Here is a 15,185-nt window from a genome sequence, read left to right on the forward strand (position 1 = left end):
TGAAATAGGATGTTGCATGACCGATCACGCTTTGTTGCTGGTCAATCTGGGTTCGCCTGCTTCTACTCAAGTGGCAGATGTACGCAGCTATCTGAACCAGTTCCTGATGGATCCTTATGTGATCGACCTGCCGTGGCCCGTTCGCAGGCTGTTGGTCTCGCTGATTCTGATCAAACGACCAGAGCAGTCCGCGCATGCCTATGCGTCCATCTGGTGGGATGAAGGTTCGCCGCTGGTGGTGCTGAGCAAGCGCCTGCAGCAGGCGATGAAAAAAGAGTGGTCGCACGGGCCGGTCGAGCTGGCGATGCGCTATGGCGAGCCGTCTATCGAAACGGTGCTGACGCGCCTGTCAGAGCAGGGCTTCAAGAAAGTCACTCTGGCGCCGCTCTATCCACAGTTTGCCGACAGCACAGTGACCACTGTGATCGAAGAGGCCAAGCGCGTGGTGCGCGCAAAATCGTTGAAGATGCAGTTCTCGGTTTTGCAGCCGTTCTACGATCAGCCTGAATACCTGAGTGCGCTGGTGGAGAGCGTGAGGCCGCATCTGGAACAACCTTACGACCACTTGTTGTTGAGTTTCCATGGTTTGCCCGAGCGGCATCTGCACAAGCTCGACCCGACCGGCAAGCACTGCCTCAAGGACGATTGCTGCATGACCGCGCCGGCCGAAGTGCTTGCCACCTGCTACCGCGCCCAGTGCATACAATCGGCGGCGACGTTCGCCAAGCGCATGGGCATTCCTGACGGCAAATGGTCTGTGTCGTTTCAGTCACGTCTGGGGCGTGCCAAGTGGATCGAACCCTACACCGAGGCGCGTCTCGACGAACTGGCTGCGCAGGGCGTGAAAAGGCTGTTGGTCATGTGCCCCGCATTCGTGGCTGACTGCATCGAGACCCTGGAAGAGATCGGCGACCGTGGTGCCGAGCAGTTCAAGGAAGCGGGGGGAGAGGAACTGGTGCTGGTACCGTGCCTGAACGACGACCCCAACTGGGCGAAAGAGCTGAACAGACTATGCGAGCGAGCGCCGTTGATGCTGTGATGCGCCGCACGCAATAGTCGCAGAACTATCGTTCCTCACGCTCCAGCGTGGGAATGCCTTGGGTGACGCTCTGCGTCACAGGTCTGTGCAGCGCCACAGCTTCAAAATCGGACGCGAAGCGTCCAGAACGGCATGCCGACGCGGAGCGTCGCACGATAGTCAAACTATCGTGCCTCACGCTCCAGCCATTACAGCAACTGATCATCCGGCTTGTTGCGCTTCCAGCTGTCATGTCCCGGCAGGACCAGATTGAGGATGATCGCGGTGATGGCGCACAGGGCGATGCCCTTCAGGCCAAAGTCGTTCGGACCGTTGCCGGTGCCGATCAGTACGCCGCCGATGCCGAATACCAGCGTCACCGAGACGATGACCAGGTTGCGGGCTTCGGCCAGGTCGATCTTGTGGCGGATCAGCGTGTTCATCCCCACCGCTGCAATCGAACCGAACAGCAGGCACAGAATCCCGCCCATTACCGGCACCGGAATACTCTGCAGCAACGCACCGAACTTGCCGATGAATGCCAGTGTTATGGCGAAGAACGACGCCCAGATCATGATCTGCGGGTTGTAGTTCTTGGTCAGCATCACTGCGCCGGTCACTTCGGCGTAAGTGGTGTTGGGCGGGCCGCCAAACAGGCCTGCCGCTGTCGTGGCGATGCCATCACCGAACAGCGTGCGATGCAGGCCCGGCTTTTTCAGGTAGTCGCGTCCGGTCACACTGCCGACTGCGATCACGCCGCCGATGTGCTCGATGGCCGGGGCCAGAGCAACCGGGACGATGAACAGAATCGCCTGCCAATTGAATTCCGGTGCGGTGAAGTGCGGCAGTGCCAGCCAGGCCGCGTCAGCAATCTTTTTAGTGTCGACTACGCCAAAGTAGAACGACAGCGCAAAGCCCACCAGCACACCTGAGATAATTGGCACCAGACGGAAAATGCCTTTGCCGAACACCGCCACGATCAGAGTCGTGAGCAACGCGGGCATCGAAATCAGCATGGCGGTCTGATAAGGAATCAGCACTACGCCGTCGCCGGTCTTGCCCATCGCCATATTGGCCGCGATCGGGGCCATGGCCAGACCGATGGAAATAATCACCGGCCCTATCACCACCGGAGGCAGCAGCCGGTCGATGAAACCTGTGCCCTTGATCTTCACCGCCAGACCGAGAAAGGTGTAGACGAAGCCTGCCGCCATCACGCCACCCATGGTCGCGGCCAGACCGAACTGGCCCTTGGCGAGGATGATCGGGGTGATGAACGCAAAGCTCGAGGCCAGAAACACCGGCACCTGACGCCCGGTGACAATCTGGAACAGCAATGTGCCAAGGCCTGCCGTAAACAGCGCCACGTTTGGATCGAGCCCGGTGATCAGCGGCATCAATACCAGTGCGCCAAAGGCCACGAACAGCATTTGCGCGCCGGAAAGAATCGTGCGCCACAGTGGATCGTTGAACTCCTGCTGCGTCATCGGGTTACGCGTCCTTCTGTTTGGTGCCGAAAATCTTGTCACCGGCATCGCCCAGGCCCGGAATGATGTAACCGTGTTCGTTCAGACGCTCGTCGATGGAGGCGGTGTAGATCATCACGTCCGGGTGTGCCTTCTCTACGGCCGCGATGCCTTCAGGTGCCGCGACCAGAACCATCGCGCGGATTTCCTTGCAGCCAGCCTTCTTCAGCAGGTCAATGGTGGCGACCATCGAGCTGCCGGTGGCCAGCATCGGGTCGATGATCATTGCCAGGCGCTCGTCGATTTCCGGCACCAGCTTTTCCAGATAGGTATGCGCTTGCAGGGTTTCTTCGTTGCGGGCCACGCCGACCGCGCTGACCTTGGCACCCGGAATCAGGCTGAGGACGCCGTCGAGCATGCCGATACCGGCGCGCAGGATCGGCACGACAGTGATTTTCTTGCCCGCGATTTTCTCGACTGAAACCGTACCGGCCCAGCCCTGAATGTCGTAGTTTTCCAGGGTCAGGTCGGCGGTGGCCTCGTAGGTCAGCAGTGCGCCGACTTCCTGAGCCAGCTCACGAAAATTCTTGGTGCTGATGTCGGCACGGCGCATAAGGCCGAGTTTGTGGCGGATCAGTGGGTGACGGATCTCACGAATAGGCATGGGGAAAGGCTCCAGCGGGGCAAAAATCGGTCTAGGTTAATCTATTCAGCTGTTACTGTCTTAAAGCACGTGCAGTATCGTTACGAAGCTTCGACGTTCGCGGCTTTTGCAAGACACTCGCAACGTTAGTCCAGAATCACTTGCTCTGGCTTGAACGGATGCGTACCTTTGCCCGCTTTTCTCAAACTGCCTTACCTGGAGAGCGTCATGTCCGCTGATCTCGAGCATATCCGTCAAATCATGCGCGAAGCCGACTGCCTGTACACCGAGGCCGAAGTGGATGCTGCCATTGCCCGCGTCGGCGCGCAGATCAATGCCGAACTGGCCGAACGCAACCCGGTTGTGTTCTGCGTGATGAATGGCGGCCTGATTTTCTCTGGCAAGCTGCTGACTCATCTGAACTTCCCGTTGGAAGCGTCCTACCTGCACGCTACACGCTATCGCAACGAAACCACTGGCGGCGATCTGTTCTGGAAAGCCAAACCCGAAGTCTCGTTCATCGACCGTGACGTGCTGATCATCGACGACATCCTCGATGAAGGTCACACCCTGGGCGCCATCATCGACTTCTGCAAACACGCCGGTGCCCGCGCTGTGCACACTGCCGTGCTGATCGATAAAGACCACGACCGCAAGGCCCGCCCGGACCTGAAGGCCGACTACGTAGGCCTGCCATGCATCGACCGTTACATCTTCGGTTTCGGTATGGACTACAAAGGCTACTGGCGTAATGCTGCCGGCATCTATGCCGTCAAAGGGATGTAAGGCATTCTGACGACCGCTTCTGCGAACAGGGGCGGTCAACGATTCGCAATTATCTGGAAACCCTCAATGAAGCTACTGATTCCCGGCGCCGTGGCGTTGGTGCTGTTGTCTGGTCTGGCAGTTGCCGCACCTGCTGCGCCGGTTTCGGCCAGCCCCATGCACGATCAATACCTGCCGCCTGACGACCTGAGCCTGCGTGAGGGTGCGCCCGAGCAGCAACAGTTGATGCGTGTCACCGAATACACCATCGTTGCCGGTAACCAGCGGCAATCCAGCCAGCAGCCGATTCCGGTTACTTCCCCGCTGTCGTTGCGCCTCAAAGGCAAGTCGCTGAACAAGGGCGCGTCCATTTCACAGGTGCTTGTGCACTTTGATGGTGGCGACAGCAAAAGCCTGAAAAAACCGACCTACGACGAGCCAACCAGCACCCTGACGCTTTATTACCCACTGGCCCAGTACCGCGTACTGGTCGACTTGCTGCGCAACGAGAAGGTTTATTGCCAGTTCCTCAGTTACGCCAACGGGCATATCTGGGCCGATTTGCATACCACCTCTGCACGTGCGCGTTGAGCGCTGTGCTTGCCGAGGGGTAAACTGCCCGCCCGTGAAAGTGTCTGCGACCTGCTGGAGCCTGTAATGCGTAAAGATAAGAAGCAGCTGATTGGCGATGAGATCGGCGATGAGCAGATCAAACTGTTCCTCGACTTCGAGCCGTATGATGCTACCTCGCCGTCGCTGCACAAACTGATCAAGGCCTACCGTGGGCTGCGCATCAACGATTTTGAGCGCTTTCTGGTTTTTTTCAGGGAGGCGGGCCACGACTTCGATGGCAAGGACGAGCACGGCAATGACTTCATTGCCCTGATCAAGGATCAGCGCAACGCCGATGAATACATCGAACTGATCGAAAAAGCCCGTAGTTGAAACCTGAATTTGGCTGAAACGCTTTTCAGGTGGGAGCGAACTTGTTCGCGAAGGCTTTATTTCGGACGATAAATCTTTTGTGAATGACGCGCCTCTTCGCGAGCAAGCGAAGCGTCGCCCGGCTCGCTCCCACAGTAATATGTATTATCAGTTAATCAACCAACGTTTCAGCCCTATTTGCGCGCCTGATACGCCTTGCCGTAGTGCCGCTCCAGCCTGGACTGCAACAGCTCCAGGCCGATCGACATGATCCAGTACAGCACCGCTGCGGTGGTCAGCATTTCGATGTATCGATAGCTGGAGCGGCCATACGACTGGGCCAGAAACATCACCTCCCAGACGCCCATCACTGAAATCAGTGACGAATCCTTGAGCATGGAGATGAACTGGTTGGTGGTCGGCGGAATAATCGTGCGCATGGCCTGGGGCAGGGTGACGCGCCAGAATATCTGCGCAGGGCGCAATGCCAGGGCCAGTGCCGCTTCTCGCTGTCCGGCTGCGACGCCGATGATTCCAGCGCGAAAAATCTCGCTCAGGTAAGCCCCGTAGTTGAGCGACAACGCGATGACGCCCGCCGTGATGGCGCCGGGCACGATGCCCAGTTGCGGCAAGCCGAGATAGATCAGCAGAATCTGGATCAGCAGCGGCGTGCCGCGAAAGAACGACGCATAAAAGCTGGCGATGCCGAACGCCACGGCACTACTGGACAGCCTCGCCAACGCGGTGACAAACCCCAGCAGCACTGAAACCACAATCGAACACAGCGACACAAAAAGCGTCAGCGCAGCGCCTTGCAGGAAACCGTTGGGAGCCAGATGCAGGCCGATCAGGTTGGGCAGTTTGTCGAGGATGATCGCAAGCTTCAGATCGAAACTCAGAAAGAAGCCGGCGAACAGCGCGAACATGACCAGCCAGGTCAGGTACAGCCGCGTACGGAAACCGAAAACTCGCTTGAGCAGGCCTTGATCAGCCTGCTCGGGTGGGCGCTGGGGCTGGAAAGAAGTCATTTGCTGATATCAGCACCGATCCACTTTTGCGACAGCTTGCTCAGCGTGCCGTCTTTCTTGAGTTCGGCGAACACTTCGCGAACCTTGGCGTCCCATTCCGGGTCGTCCTTTTCGATGGCCACGGAGTTGGGTTCTTCGTACAGCGTTTCGCCCGCCAGCTTGAAGCGCTTGTCCTGGTCCAGACGCGGTTTTGCCGTCACCAGATTGGTCAGTATGGCGTCCAGCCGCTTGCCAGCGCCCAGCCCCAGGTCTTGAAACGCCACATTGTCGTTGTCGTACGGGGCAATCTGCACGTCGTCGAACGGGTACTGCAATGGCTTGTCTTCCGCGCCATCAATGACCAGATTCTTGTTCAGGTAGCTTTCGTAGCTCGAGGCGCTGGTCAGGCCGACTTTCTTGCCGCTCAGGTCCTTGGCCGAATGAATGCGATCATCCGAGGCATTGACCACAATCACCGCAGGCGATGCGTAATACTCGACCGGGAAGTTGAAGACTTCAGCGCGTGCCTTGCTCGGGGTCATCGAGCAGACGCAGATGTCGTAACGGCCGCTCCAGTGGCCTGCGGCGATGACATCCCAGGAGGGCGTTTCGAGGCGCAACTTGACGCCCATCTTTTGCGCCACGGCCTTGGCGACATCCACGTCGAAACCGTCGAGTTCGTTCTTGTCATTCAGGAAAGAGAAGGGCGGGTAACTTTCCATCAGGACGTTGACCAGCTCTTTGTTTTTCTGCACGCGATCCAGCGTGGCACCGGCCAGGGCTTGAGTGGAGGCAGCCAGAGTGACCAAGCCAATGCCCAGCAGAGCGCGATAGTTCACAGAAATCCCCTGAAAAAAGTGTTTGTAGTTTGATTAAAGGGCCGTATTAAATACGTTATACAAGACTGACTCATAATGAGTTTTTTTCATATACATATAAGCAGATCACATATGACGCAAGGCACAACTGTAATTCTTGATGGAGGCATGGGCCGTGAACTGCAGCGTCGCGGTGCCCCGTTTCGCCAGCCTGAATGGTCGGCTCTGGCATTGAGCGAGGCGCCTGAGGCCGTCAGTGCGGTACACGCCGCTTACATCGAAAGTGGCGCTCAGGTCATCACCAGTAACAGCTACGCCGTCGTGCCGTTTCATATTGGCGAAGAACGTTTTGCCCACGAAGGTCAGGCATTGGCTGCGCTGGCCGGGCAACTGGCGCGTGAGTCGGCCGACGCTTCTGGCGGACGTGCACAGGTGGCAGGTTCCATTCCGCCATTGTTCGGCTCCTATCGCCCTGACCTGTACAAGCCGGAGCTGGCCGCCGATGTCCTGAGGCCGCTGGTGGCCGGCTTGTCGCCGTATGTCGATCTGTGGCTGGCCGAGACGCAAAGCTGCATTCTTGAAGCGCAAACCATCCGCGCCGGGCTGCCCAATGACGGCAAACCGTTCTGGTTGTCGTTTACTCTTCAGGATGAAGACACCGATGAGGTGCCGCGTTTGCGTTCAGGCGAGCCCGTTGCCGACGCGGCAAAGGCTGCCGCCGGGATGGGCGTGGCGACGCTGCTGTTCAATTGCAGCCAGCCAGAGGTAATAGGCGGTGCAATCGATGCGGCGCGTGAGGTGTTCAAAGCCCTGAACGTCGACATTGCCATTGGTGCCTACGCCAACGCTTTCCCGCCGCAACCCAAGGACGCCAAGGCCAACGACGGTCTGGATGAGCTGCGCGAAGACCTTGACCCGCAGGGTTATCAACAGTGGGCGGCAGATTGGGTAACGCGCGGTGCCACACACATCGGCGGCTGCTGCGGAATTGGTCCGGAGCACATCGCCGTATTGTCCAAAAGCCTCTGACTGACATTCGCAACAAAAAGCCCCGTGACTCGGCAGAGCCTCGGGGCTTTTTGTTTATACAGCGTGTCAGATGCGCAGGGCTTTCATGACACCGCAATCAGCTCAGGCGAAACTCTGTTCCTGACTGCTTTTCTCGACCAGTTCCAGCGCCTCGTCATTCTGGGCGCTGACGCGGTTATACAACTGCGCGTCGGTTTCGAGGATCTTTTCCCGAGCCGGGAAAATCTCGTCGAGTTTGGCAGCCCACTCGGTGCGGGTTTTCTCCGGGAAGCAGCGTTCCAGCAGTTCCAGCATGATCGACACGGTGACAGAAGCCCCCGGCGAAGCACCCAGCAGGGCGGCCAGTGAACCGTCCTTTGCGGACACCAGCTCGGTACCGAATTGCAGCACGCCGCCTTTTTTTGCATCTTTCTTGATGATCTGCACCCGCTGGCCGGCAATTTCGAGACGCCAGTCTTCGGCTTTCGCTTCCGGATAGAAGCGGCGCAGCGATTCCAGGCGTTGCTCCATCGATTGCATCACTTCGCTGACCAGGTACTTGGTCAGGTCCATGTTGTCACGGGCCACTGCCAGCATCGGTTTGATGTTGGCGACGCGTACCGATAACGGCAGGTCGAGAAACGAACCGTGCTTGAGGAACTTGGTGGTGAAGCCGGCATACGGTCCGAACAGCAGGGACTTCTTACCGTCGACGACGCGGGTGTCCAGGTGCGGCACCGACATGGGCGGCGAACCCACGGCTGCCTGGCTGTAGACCTTGGCCTGATGGTGTTTGACCACTTCCGGGTTGTCGCAACGCAGCCACTGGCCGCTCACCGGGAAGCCACCAAAACCCTTGCTCTCTTCGATGCCCGACAGTTGCAGCAGCGGCAATGCTGCGCCACCTGCACCGAGGAATACGAATTTGGCATCTATCTCACGTGTGCCGCCACCATTCACGTCCTTGACGCTCACGGTCCAGCCTGCGCCATTGCGGGTCAGGTTGGTGACCCGGCTGCGGTACTTGATCTGCGTGCCCGGAGCGCTGGACAGATGGCTGAGCAGTTGATTGGTCAGTGCGCCAAAATTGACGTCGGTGCCGTTCATCATGCGTGTTGCGGCAATTCTTTCATCAGCAGGCCGCCCAGGCATCATCAGCGGCATCCACTCGGCCAGCTTTGCCTTGTCTTCGGTGTATTCCATCGACGAGAAGGCGTGATGCTTGCTCATGGCTTCAAAACGGGTCTTGAGGAACGAGATGCCGTTTTCGCCTTGCACAAAGCTCAGGTGCGGGACCGGATTGATGAAGGAACGGGCTGAACCGAAGGTGCCTTTGCGCGCCAGGTAAGCCCAGAACTGTTTCGAGACTTCGAACTGGGTGTTGATGTGCACCGCTTTCTTGATGTCGATGGAGCCATCAGCCGCAGGCGGCGTGTAGTTCAGCTCGCACAGACCAGCGTGGCCGGTACCGGCGTTGTTCCACGGGTTGGAACTCTCCGCAGCACCGGAGTCCATCAGCTCAACGACTTCCAGCTTGAGGCCGGGGTCGAGCTCCTTGAGCAATACCGCCAGAGTGGCACTCATGATGCCCGCTCCGACCAGTACTACGTCGACTGCTTCGTTATGCGCCATTAACGCGTCTCCAAAATCTGCAGCACCAAATTGACGGCATACGATCCTGAGGCTGGTTGCCAGGTGTTCGGGGTCTGGATCAAAAGGGTGCCCTCGCTTTCCTGGCCAGGATCGCCTGACCGATTCTTCGCAATTTTCCGCATCTAAAGCGCAGGTCCCGGTCAGGCCCGGTCATGGTTCATCAATGTTTCATGAACGCATTTCCAGGCCTGCAAGGCCATTCGACCATCGTCAGGGAGCCCATCGCCCGATGGGCTCCCTGACGATGGCGTCAGGCTCCGGTCATGGAGGCGCAGTCGCGGTCAGTCCTGTTCAAGAGAGCCGGTTCAGAGGCTGATGGTGCATTTACAAACGCGTACCTATTCATTTGCTCGCCACACTCTTGTGAAGTAGTGAAACCCGTTTTTCACGTCCTTTTGGGAACGTGAACCAAACCTCAAAATGGCTGCGATGACAGCGCTGGCAGGTCAGGGGCACCAAGAGTGAGGCGCTGGCGGGCGAGAAAGGTTCGATACGATTCGAGCATTCTTCACCTTTCTCGAGCACACTCGTGCGCACATGACCTGTGTGGGCGGCTCTCTGTGGGCAGTACGAAGGCGCTAATACGGCGATTAGCAATGCTGCGAGGCCCGATCAGGAGACGTCCTTATAATCGGGGGGAGATTATAGCGATGAAATGGCAGGAATTGATCGCTTTAAATGACTTTTATTCGCTGTCGGGTCAGGCGGTGAGCAACTGGCCGCGCGTTGAACGCGCGCTACGCTGCGCCACTCGGGCGCTGGCGGGCAGTGGCTGGTTCAGCCAGGCAAGTCGTTGCTCGTTCACTTCCACCCATTCGACGCCAGACGGGCGTTGCGCACAATGCTTGAATGCGCGGCAGATGCCCGTCTGATCAATGCGTGCGTAATGGCGATGCTGGTGGCGTGTGGTGAACAAAGACCGGAACAGATTCATGGCGCAGCTCCTGTGACGTGGATGAGCGTCTGTGCGATGAGGGCGAGTCTGCCGACTGGATGTGACGCCCTGATTACATTGCGCTGCACGAATGATTGCCTGAGCTGCTGCCTGAACCCCGAGACGTGCCGAATGTCCGAGGCTTAACGGTCAGCGCCCTCTGGTTAGCGGCTGTTGCTGGCCGCTATACTGCGGCACATTCAGTGTCTGGCCCATGGAGAAATGAGCATGCTGCGTCGCGTTTTGTTCGGTTTGCTTGCTGTAAGCAGTTTGACCCTGGTGGGCTGTGCCCACAGTCCGCAACAACTCAGCCCCACTCCCAAGCTCAACGCACAGCTTGCGGCCGTAGGACGTGGTCAGCCTGTAGTGGTGCGCGTAGTCGACGGCCGTCCTGGCCCGACGCTGGGCACGCGTGGCGGCATGTACCCGGAAACCAGCGCCATCAGCGTCAACGGTGCGGATATCGTTCCCAAGCTCCAGGCTCAGGCCGAGGCGGCAGTACGCCTGTTGGGCTTTACACTGACTCAGGGTGGCAACGCTCCGCAGTTGACCGTGACCCTGGCAGACTTGAAGTACCAGTCGCCCAAAGAAGGTCTGTACGTGACTGAAGCCACCATCAGCTCGACATTCCGCGCTGACGTACGCAATAACGGTCGCAGCTACAGTGGCCGTTACGCAGCATCGCTGGATCAGCGTTTCGGCATGGCTCCGAACCAGGAAACCAACACCAAGCTGGTGAGTGACGTGTTGAGCGATGCACTGACCCGCGTCTTCCAGGACCCGACCATCGGTTCGACCCTGGCGCAGTAAGCTTCAGCGCTAGACAAAAAGCCCGGCCCTTGTTGAAGGGGCCGGGCTTTTATTTTTCCGGGGGTTACGTCTTGGCAAGCGCAGGCTGGATGGAAGCGGGGTTGCCACCAGGTACGAAACTCATGGCTACGCTCTTTGTGTCGCCTTTTTATGGTTTGCATTTAGTATGCTCTCCCAACTGCAACGGGAGGTGTTTTCCATATGCTTGGCCAGATGACGAAACCGGAGAAAATATTGTGAGGCTCGACACACTGCGAATGCAGAACTATCGCTGCTTCGGTGAATTCGAGATCGACTTCGATCCGCATCTGACCATACTTATTGCCTCCAACGGAGGCGGAAAAACCACTATTCTTGATGCCGCTCGAGTTGCGCTGTGGCCTTTCGTCAAGGGTTTTGATCTTGGCGGTCAGACAGGAAAATCCGCCACTATTCAGATTGAAGATGTGCGACTGGCCCAATTCGGCAGTGGCAATATGGAGTCGCAGGTACCCAGCGTTATCGAGGCAAAGGGCGTCTGGTGGGAAAGCGCCGTTGAAAGTAGCTGGCTGCAGCAGCGCGTCAGCCTGAAAAAGTCCACTAACACTATTGGCGATGCTGGATCGAAAGCACTGACTTCGTACGGTAAGTCGCTTCAGGAGTGTGTGCGAAGCGATGCACATGTCACTCTGCCAATGGTGACTTACCTTGGCACTTCCAGGCTATGGTTCGAGGGACGCTTCAGTTCGGCGGCGGCTCAGACAACACTCGATAAAAGTGAGTACTCCAGAACGTCCGCATACCTAAATTGCCTGTCTTATTCATCCAGTTTCAAGACCTTCACCGCATGGTACATCTGGATGTACCGCAGCTATCGTGAAGCTCAGTTGATCGCTCTGGAGCGCGATGAAGAAATGTCTGATGCCGGGCAGCGCTTTGAGAAAATCATCTCAGCTGTCAAAGAAGCCATCGACAGGTTGATAAAGGCTCCTACGGGGTGGCACAGACTGGAATACAGTGCCAGTCATCAACAGCAACTGGTCATGCATCATCCGGACCAGGGGGTTTTACCTGTCGAAATGCTTAGCGATGGGCTGCGTAACACTATCGCCATGGTTGCGGACCTCGCTTTTCGTGCCTGCAAACTCAACCCGCACCTCGGCGAGAGGGCGCCCTTGCAAACGCCAGGTATCGCCTTGATTGATGAAGTGGATATGTTTCTGCATCCCTTCTGGCAACAGACGATAGTCGGTTCATTACGTGCGGCTTTTCCCGCCATGCAGTTTATTGTCACCACGCACAGCCCGCAGGTGTTGAGTACGGTCCGACGCGAAAATATTCGGGTGATCGGTAAAGATGCCCAAGGGCGTTTGATTGCATCCCGGCCCCTTGCCATGACCTACGGTGAGCCGAGCAACAGCGTGCTGCGAAGCGTGATGCAGGTCGATCCGCAGCCTCCGGTGGATGAAAAGCCGGGCCTGCTACAACTCACGGAATGGGTGGACAAAGGTCGCTATGACGAACCACAGGCGATCTTGCTGATGCAGCAGATAACGGAGGCTCTCACTGAACAACACCCTCAACTGCAGCGCAGCATAAAGCGGCAGAAGGCATTGCGGGGATGAGGTCAGTGCACAAGCGGGGAGGAGGACCTTATCAGTTGGCGCGTTCACATCGCAGCCCACCTGCTACCAGCGACACTTCCACAAGCCGGTGGAGTAGTTTTGGCTACAAGGCTCAGGTACTGGGCTGTCTTTTGGAGGAGCAGTACGGATTATGTTGCTATAGCGAAATTCGACCTGACCGGGTTGGCCTGAGTTTCCATATAGAGCACGTCGAAAACAAGAGCCAAAACCCTCAGCGTACTTTTGACTACAACAACCTCGCTGCCTGCGCGCTGGACAGTCAGAGCGATCTGGAGGTATTGAAAATACAAGGCGCTGAGGTATTTGGTGGGCACGCGTCAGGTAAGTCGAAAGGGGTCGACATGGCTCGCTTCGTTTCGTGTCACATGCCCGACTGTTCGCGCTTCTTCGCCTATTTGTCTGACGGCCGTGTGGTGCCTGCTGACGGGTTGTCACCGGAGGAAGTTGACCGAGCTGAATACACCATCGGCCTGCTGAACCTTAACAGCCCTTATCTCCAAGGCTTGCGACAATCCTGGTGGGATGAGCTGGAAGCTCTTTTTGAAGAGCATGTTAATCAAAATATGAGTCTGCATTGTCTGGCGGGGATTGATCTCATCCCTGTGGGTGCGAACTTAAGTCAGTTTTTCAGCATTACCCGGAATTTTTTCGGAGGTATCGCTGAAGAGGTCCTTGAGCAAGAGGCTGGTCGCTGGTAAAAAAACTCGAGCCCATCATCCTGTGATAGCGGCAAAGTGATAAAAAAGCCCGGCCTTTTTTGAAGGGGGCGGGCTTTTTGCTTTCTGATGTGTGTCTGAGGTAGGGCTCAAGCTGCCTGCTGATAAAAATCCAGAAAACTGAAACCGGTGTTCTGATCCATATCCGGCAGGTCATGATGAACGTGCCCGCCCAGTGCACAATAGACCAGCCAGTGGCGGTCCTGAACGTTGAAGGCCAGACCGTCGATCAACTCCTGCTGTTCATCGCTCTGGGCGATGAGGTAAAGGCGATCCTGATTTTTTGCGTGCAGCATGACAAGCTCCAAAAAGAGGGAAGTCCGTTTCTCGAGGAGCCACACAATGAGGGTGTCACGTTACGCTTGGGTGACAGCGGCAGCGAATTGTCATGCAGGATGTTTCGGGGGCTGCATGAATATGCGGAGCACGGACATGATACGTGCTCTCCCGTACACCTATCGTTCCTCACGCTCCAGCGTAGGAATGCCTTGGGTGACGCTCTGCGTCACGGCGCGCTGACGAGCGTCCAGAACGGCGTACCCACGCGGAGCATGGGCACGATAGACGTTCCGGTTCTTAAAGCGCCAACCCGGCCTTGACCCGATATTGGTTGCGTACCGGTGTCGCGTACTGCTGAATCAGGTAAGGGCGATGCTCGGTCGGCACGCCTGCCAGGCGGCCTTCCCATTCATCTTTGGCGCGTTCGAGTTCGTCGGCCGCAAACACTGCGGACGCTGGCGGTACGTCGAGGCTCGGGTCGGCGTCGCTCCATTGCGCGTACGCCAGGTAATGCACCGGGAACAGACGATAGCCGCCTAGAATCTGCCGGTCCATTTCGATAGCCAGCTGCTTGGTGTCCTCAAAGTGCTCGGTGATCGGCGGCGCGAAGTTCACATGCACGCGACCTTTATAGCCAGTGATGCCCAATGCAATGCTCACGTCGTCTTCGCCCGGCGTCTTGGTGTATGAGCCGGTGGTCGCACGAATGTACAGCTCGCGCGCTTTGGCGCTGTCGCACGGATCGTACTCATAGCTGATCGAAACCGGGATCAGGTTCAGAGAGCGAATCACGTCGCCAAACGGTTCATCCTTGCGGCTCATGTGAAACATCTTGAGGATCGCCGACTCGGTGCGGTCGTCACCATCCTTCGCGCGGCCTTCGGCCTGGGCGATCCAGATGGACTGGCAATCATTGGTGATCGAGTGGTTGATATACGCCGACAGCAATTGGTAAGCCGCCATTTTCTCGCGCCGCCCGATAATCGAACGGTGCACGATGAAGCTCTTGTTCAGGCGCATCAGATCGCTGACAAACGGCTTTTGCAGCAGGTTGTCGCCAATGGCAATGCGCGGAGTTGGCAGGCCTGCGTGGTACACGGCATAGTTGACGAACGCCGGGTCCATGACGATATCGCGGTGGTTGGCCAGAAACAGATAGGCACAACCGGACTTGAGCTGCTCGACGCCGGTGTAGGTGACTCCGTCCGTAGCGCGCTCAATGGTGTGGTCGACGTAATATTCGACTTTGTCCTGCAGCGTCGCGACCGAGTCGATACCGGCAAACTCGCGACGCAGCTTGCGCGCCAGGGTCGGCTGCAGCAGCCAGCCGAATGCGCCCGCCAGGCGGGGAAAACGGAATCGGATCAGAATTGCGAGAAAGGCTTTGTCGCTCAGCAGGCGTGCCAAGACGGCGGGGACTTCTGCATCGTTGTACGGTCGGATGGCATCAAATTCGCCCATCATGCTCTCTTGTTGGAATCGGATAGGGTAAAAAGAAGACGTACTTGTTAAAACAGCC

16 protein-coding genes are annotated in these 15,185 nt (G+C 57.5%); 8 read left to right on the forward strand and 8 right to left on the reverse strand.

Annotated elements, in window-relative coordinates:
- Positions 1 to 16 precede the first annotated feature (16 nt).
- The gene (gene hemH / locus FFH21_RS05235; protein WP_011167857.1) at positions 17 to 1,039 is read left to right on the forward strand and encodes a ferrochelatase; all 1,023 of its coding nucleotides are present in this window, start codon (positions 17 to 19) and stop codon (positions 1,037 to 1,039) included.
- A gap of 188 nt (positions 1,040 to 1,227) precedes the next feature.
- Here hemH and FFH21_RS05245 read toward each other — a convergent pair whose 3' ends face one another.
- Together FFH21_RS05245 and upp are read right to left on the reverse strand one after the other, a co-directional pair.
- On the reverse strand, positions 1,228 to 2,505 hold the full coding sequence (locus FFH21_RS05245) for a uracil-xanthine permease family protein (RefSeq protein WP_002552169.1): 1,278 nt from the start codon (positions 2,503 to 2,505) through the stop codon (positions 1,228 to 1,230).
- A gap of 4 nt (positions 2,506 to 2,509) precedes the next feature.
- Complete coding sequence (upp, locus tag FFH21_RS05250) at positions 2,510 to 3,148, reverse strand: uracil phosphoribosyltransferase (RefSeq protein ID WP_002552170.1); 639 nt, start codon at positions 3,146 to 3,148, stop codon at positions 2,510 to 2,512.
- A gap of 207 nt (positions 3,149 to 3,355) precedes the next feature.
- Between upp and FFH21_RS05255 the strand changes: the two genes are divergently transcribed.
- The 3 genes from FFH21_RS05255 to FFH21_RS05265 all read left to right on the forward strand — a co-directional run bounded on the left by FFH21_RS05255 (position 3,356) and on the right by FFH21_RS05265 (position 4,837).
- On the forward strand, positions 3,356 to 3,913 hold the full coding sequence (locus FFH21_RS05255) for a hypoxanthine-guanine phosphoribosyltransferase (RefSeq protein WP_002552171.1): 558 nt from the start codon (positions 3,356 to 3,358) through the stop codon (positions 3,911 to 3,913).
- Positions 3,914 to 3,979: 66 nt separating this feature from the next.
- The gene (locus FFH21_RS05260) at positions 3,980 to 4,483 is read left to right on the forward strand and encodes a hypothetical protein (protein ID WP_011167858.1); all 504 of its coding nucleotides are present in this window, start codon (positions 3,980 to 3,982) and stop codon (positions 4,481 to 4,483) included.
- Positions 4,484 to 4,549: 66 nt separating this feature from the next.
- On the forward strand, positions 4,550 to 4,837 hold the full coding sequence (locus FFH21_RS05265) for a PA4642 family protein (protein ID WP_002552173.1): 288 nt from the start codon (positions 4,550 to 4,552) through the stop codon (positions 4,835 to 4,837).
- A gap of 173 nt (positions 4,838 to 5,010) precedes the next feature.
- Here FFH21_RS05265 and FFH21_RS05270 read toward each other — a convergent pair whose 3' ends face one another.
- Positions 5,011 to 5,844 (reverse strand): amino acid ABC transporter permease, encoded by an 834-nt coding sequence (locus FFH21_RS05270; protein WP_004659887.1) that lies wholly within the window; start codon positions 5,842 to 5,844, stop codon positions 5,011 to 5,013.
- Positions 5,841 to 6,662 carry an ABC transporter substrate-binding protein gene (locus tag FFH21_RS05275; protein WP_011167859.1) on the reverse strand — a complete coding sequence of 274 codons (822 nt, stop codon included), beginning with the start codon at positions 6,660 to 6,662 and terminating at the stop codon, positions 5,841 to 5,843. The genes FFH21_RS05270 and FFH21_RS05275 overlap by 4 nt, the downstream gene beginning before the upstream one ends.
- A 111-nt stretch (positions 6,663 to 6,773) precedes the next feature.
- Between FFH21_RS05275 and FFH21_RS05280 the strand changes: the two genes are divergently transcribed.
- Positions 6,774 to 7,670, forward strand: a complete 897-nt coding sequence (locus FFH21_RS05280) for a homocysteine S-methyltransferase family protein (protein ID WP_011167860.1) — start codon at positions 6,774 to 6,776, stop codon at positions 7,668 to 7,670.
- Positions 7,671 to 7,772: 102 nt separating this feature from the next.
- Here FFH21_RS05280 and mqo read toward each other — a convergent pair whose 3' ends face one another.
- Both mqo and FFH21_RS05295 read right to left on the reverse strand, forming a co-directional pair.
- Positions 7,773 to 9,281 (reverse strand): malate dehydrogenase (quinone), encoded by a 1,509-nt coding sequence (mqo, locus tag FFH21_RS05285; protein WP_002552176.1) that lies wholly within the window; start codon positions 9,279 to 9,281, stop codon positions 7,773 to 7,775.
- A 721-nt stretch (positions 9,282 to 10,002) separates the two neighbouring features.
- Positions 10,003 to 10,236 carry a hypothetical protein gene (locus tag FFH21_RS05295; RefSeq protein WP_004659896.1) on the reverse strand — a complete coding sequence of 78 codons (234 nt, stop codon included), beginning with the start codon at positions 10,234 to 10,236 and terminating at the stop codon, positions 10,003 to 10,005.
- A 228-nt stretch (positions 10,237 to 10,464) separates the two neighbouring features.
- Between FFH21_RS05295 and FFH21_RS05300 the strand changes: the two genes are divergently transcribed.
- The 3 genes from FFH21_RS05300 (at position 10,465) to FFH21_RS05310 (ending at position 13,369) form a co-directional block, all read left to right on the forward strand.
- Positions 10,465 to 11,046, forward strand: coding sequence for a YajG family lipoprotein (locus FFH21_RS05300; RefSeq protein ID WP_011167861.1), 582 nt, complete (start codon positions 10,465 to 10,467; stop codon positions 11,044 to 11,046).
- A gap of 122 nt (positions 11,047 to 11,168) precedes the next feature.
- On the forward strand, positions 11,169 to 12,650 hold the full coding sequence (locus tag FFH21_RS05305) for an AAA family ATPase (protein WP_256667940.1): 1,482 nt from the start codon (positions 11,169 to 11,171) through the stop codon (positions 12,648 to 12,650).
- Positions 12,651 to 12,685: 35 nt separating this feature from the next.
- A complete protein-coding gene (locus tag FFH21_RS05310; protein ID WP_223886626.1) occupies positions 12,686 to 13,369 on the forward strand; it encodes a retron system putative HNH endonuclease in 684 nt (227 codons plus the stop codon).
- A gap of 107 nt (positions 13,370 to 13,476) precedes the next feature.
- Here FFH21_RS05310 and FFH21_RS05315 read toward each other — a convergent pair whose 3' ends face one another.
- Positions 13,477 to 13,683: a hypothetical protein gene (locus FFH21_RS05315; protein WP_002552179.1), complete on the reverse strand. Its 207-nt coding sequence runs from the start codon at positions 13,681 to 13,683 to the stop codon at positions 13,477 to 13,479.
- A 280-nt stretch (positions 13,684 to 13,963) separates the two neighbouring features.
- Positions 13,964 to 15,127: a 1-acyl-sn-glycerol-3-phosphate acyltransferase gene (locus tag FFH21_RS05325; RefSeq protein WP_011167864.1), complete on the reverse strand. Its 1,164-nt coding sequence runs from the start codon at positions 15,125 to 15,127 to the stop codon at positions 13,964 to 13,966.
- Positions 15,128 to 15,185 lie beyond the last annotated feature (58 nt).

This window comes from Pseudomonas sp. KBS0707, from assembly GCF_005937945.2.
In the GTDB taxonomy this organism is placed as follows: Bacteria; Pseudomonadota; Gammaproteobacteria; order Pseudomonadales; family Pseudomonadaceae; genus Aquipseudomonas; species Aquipseudomonas amygdali.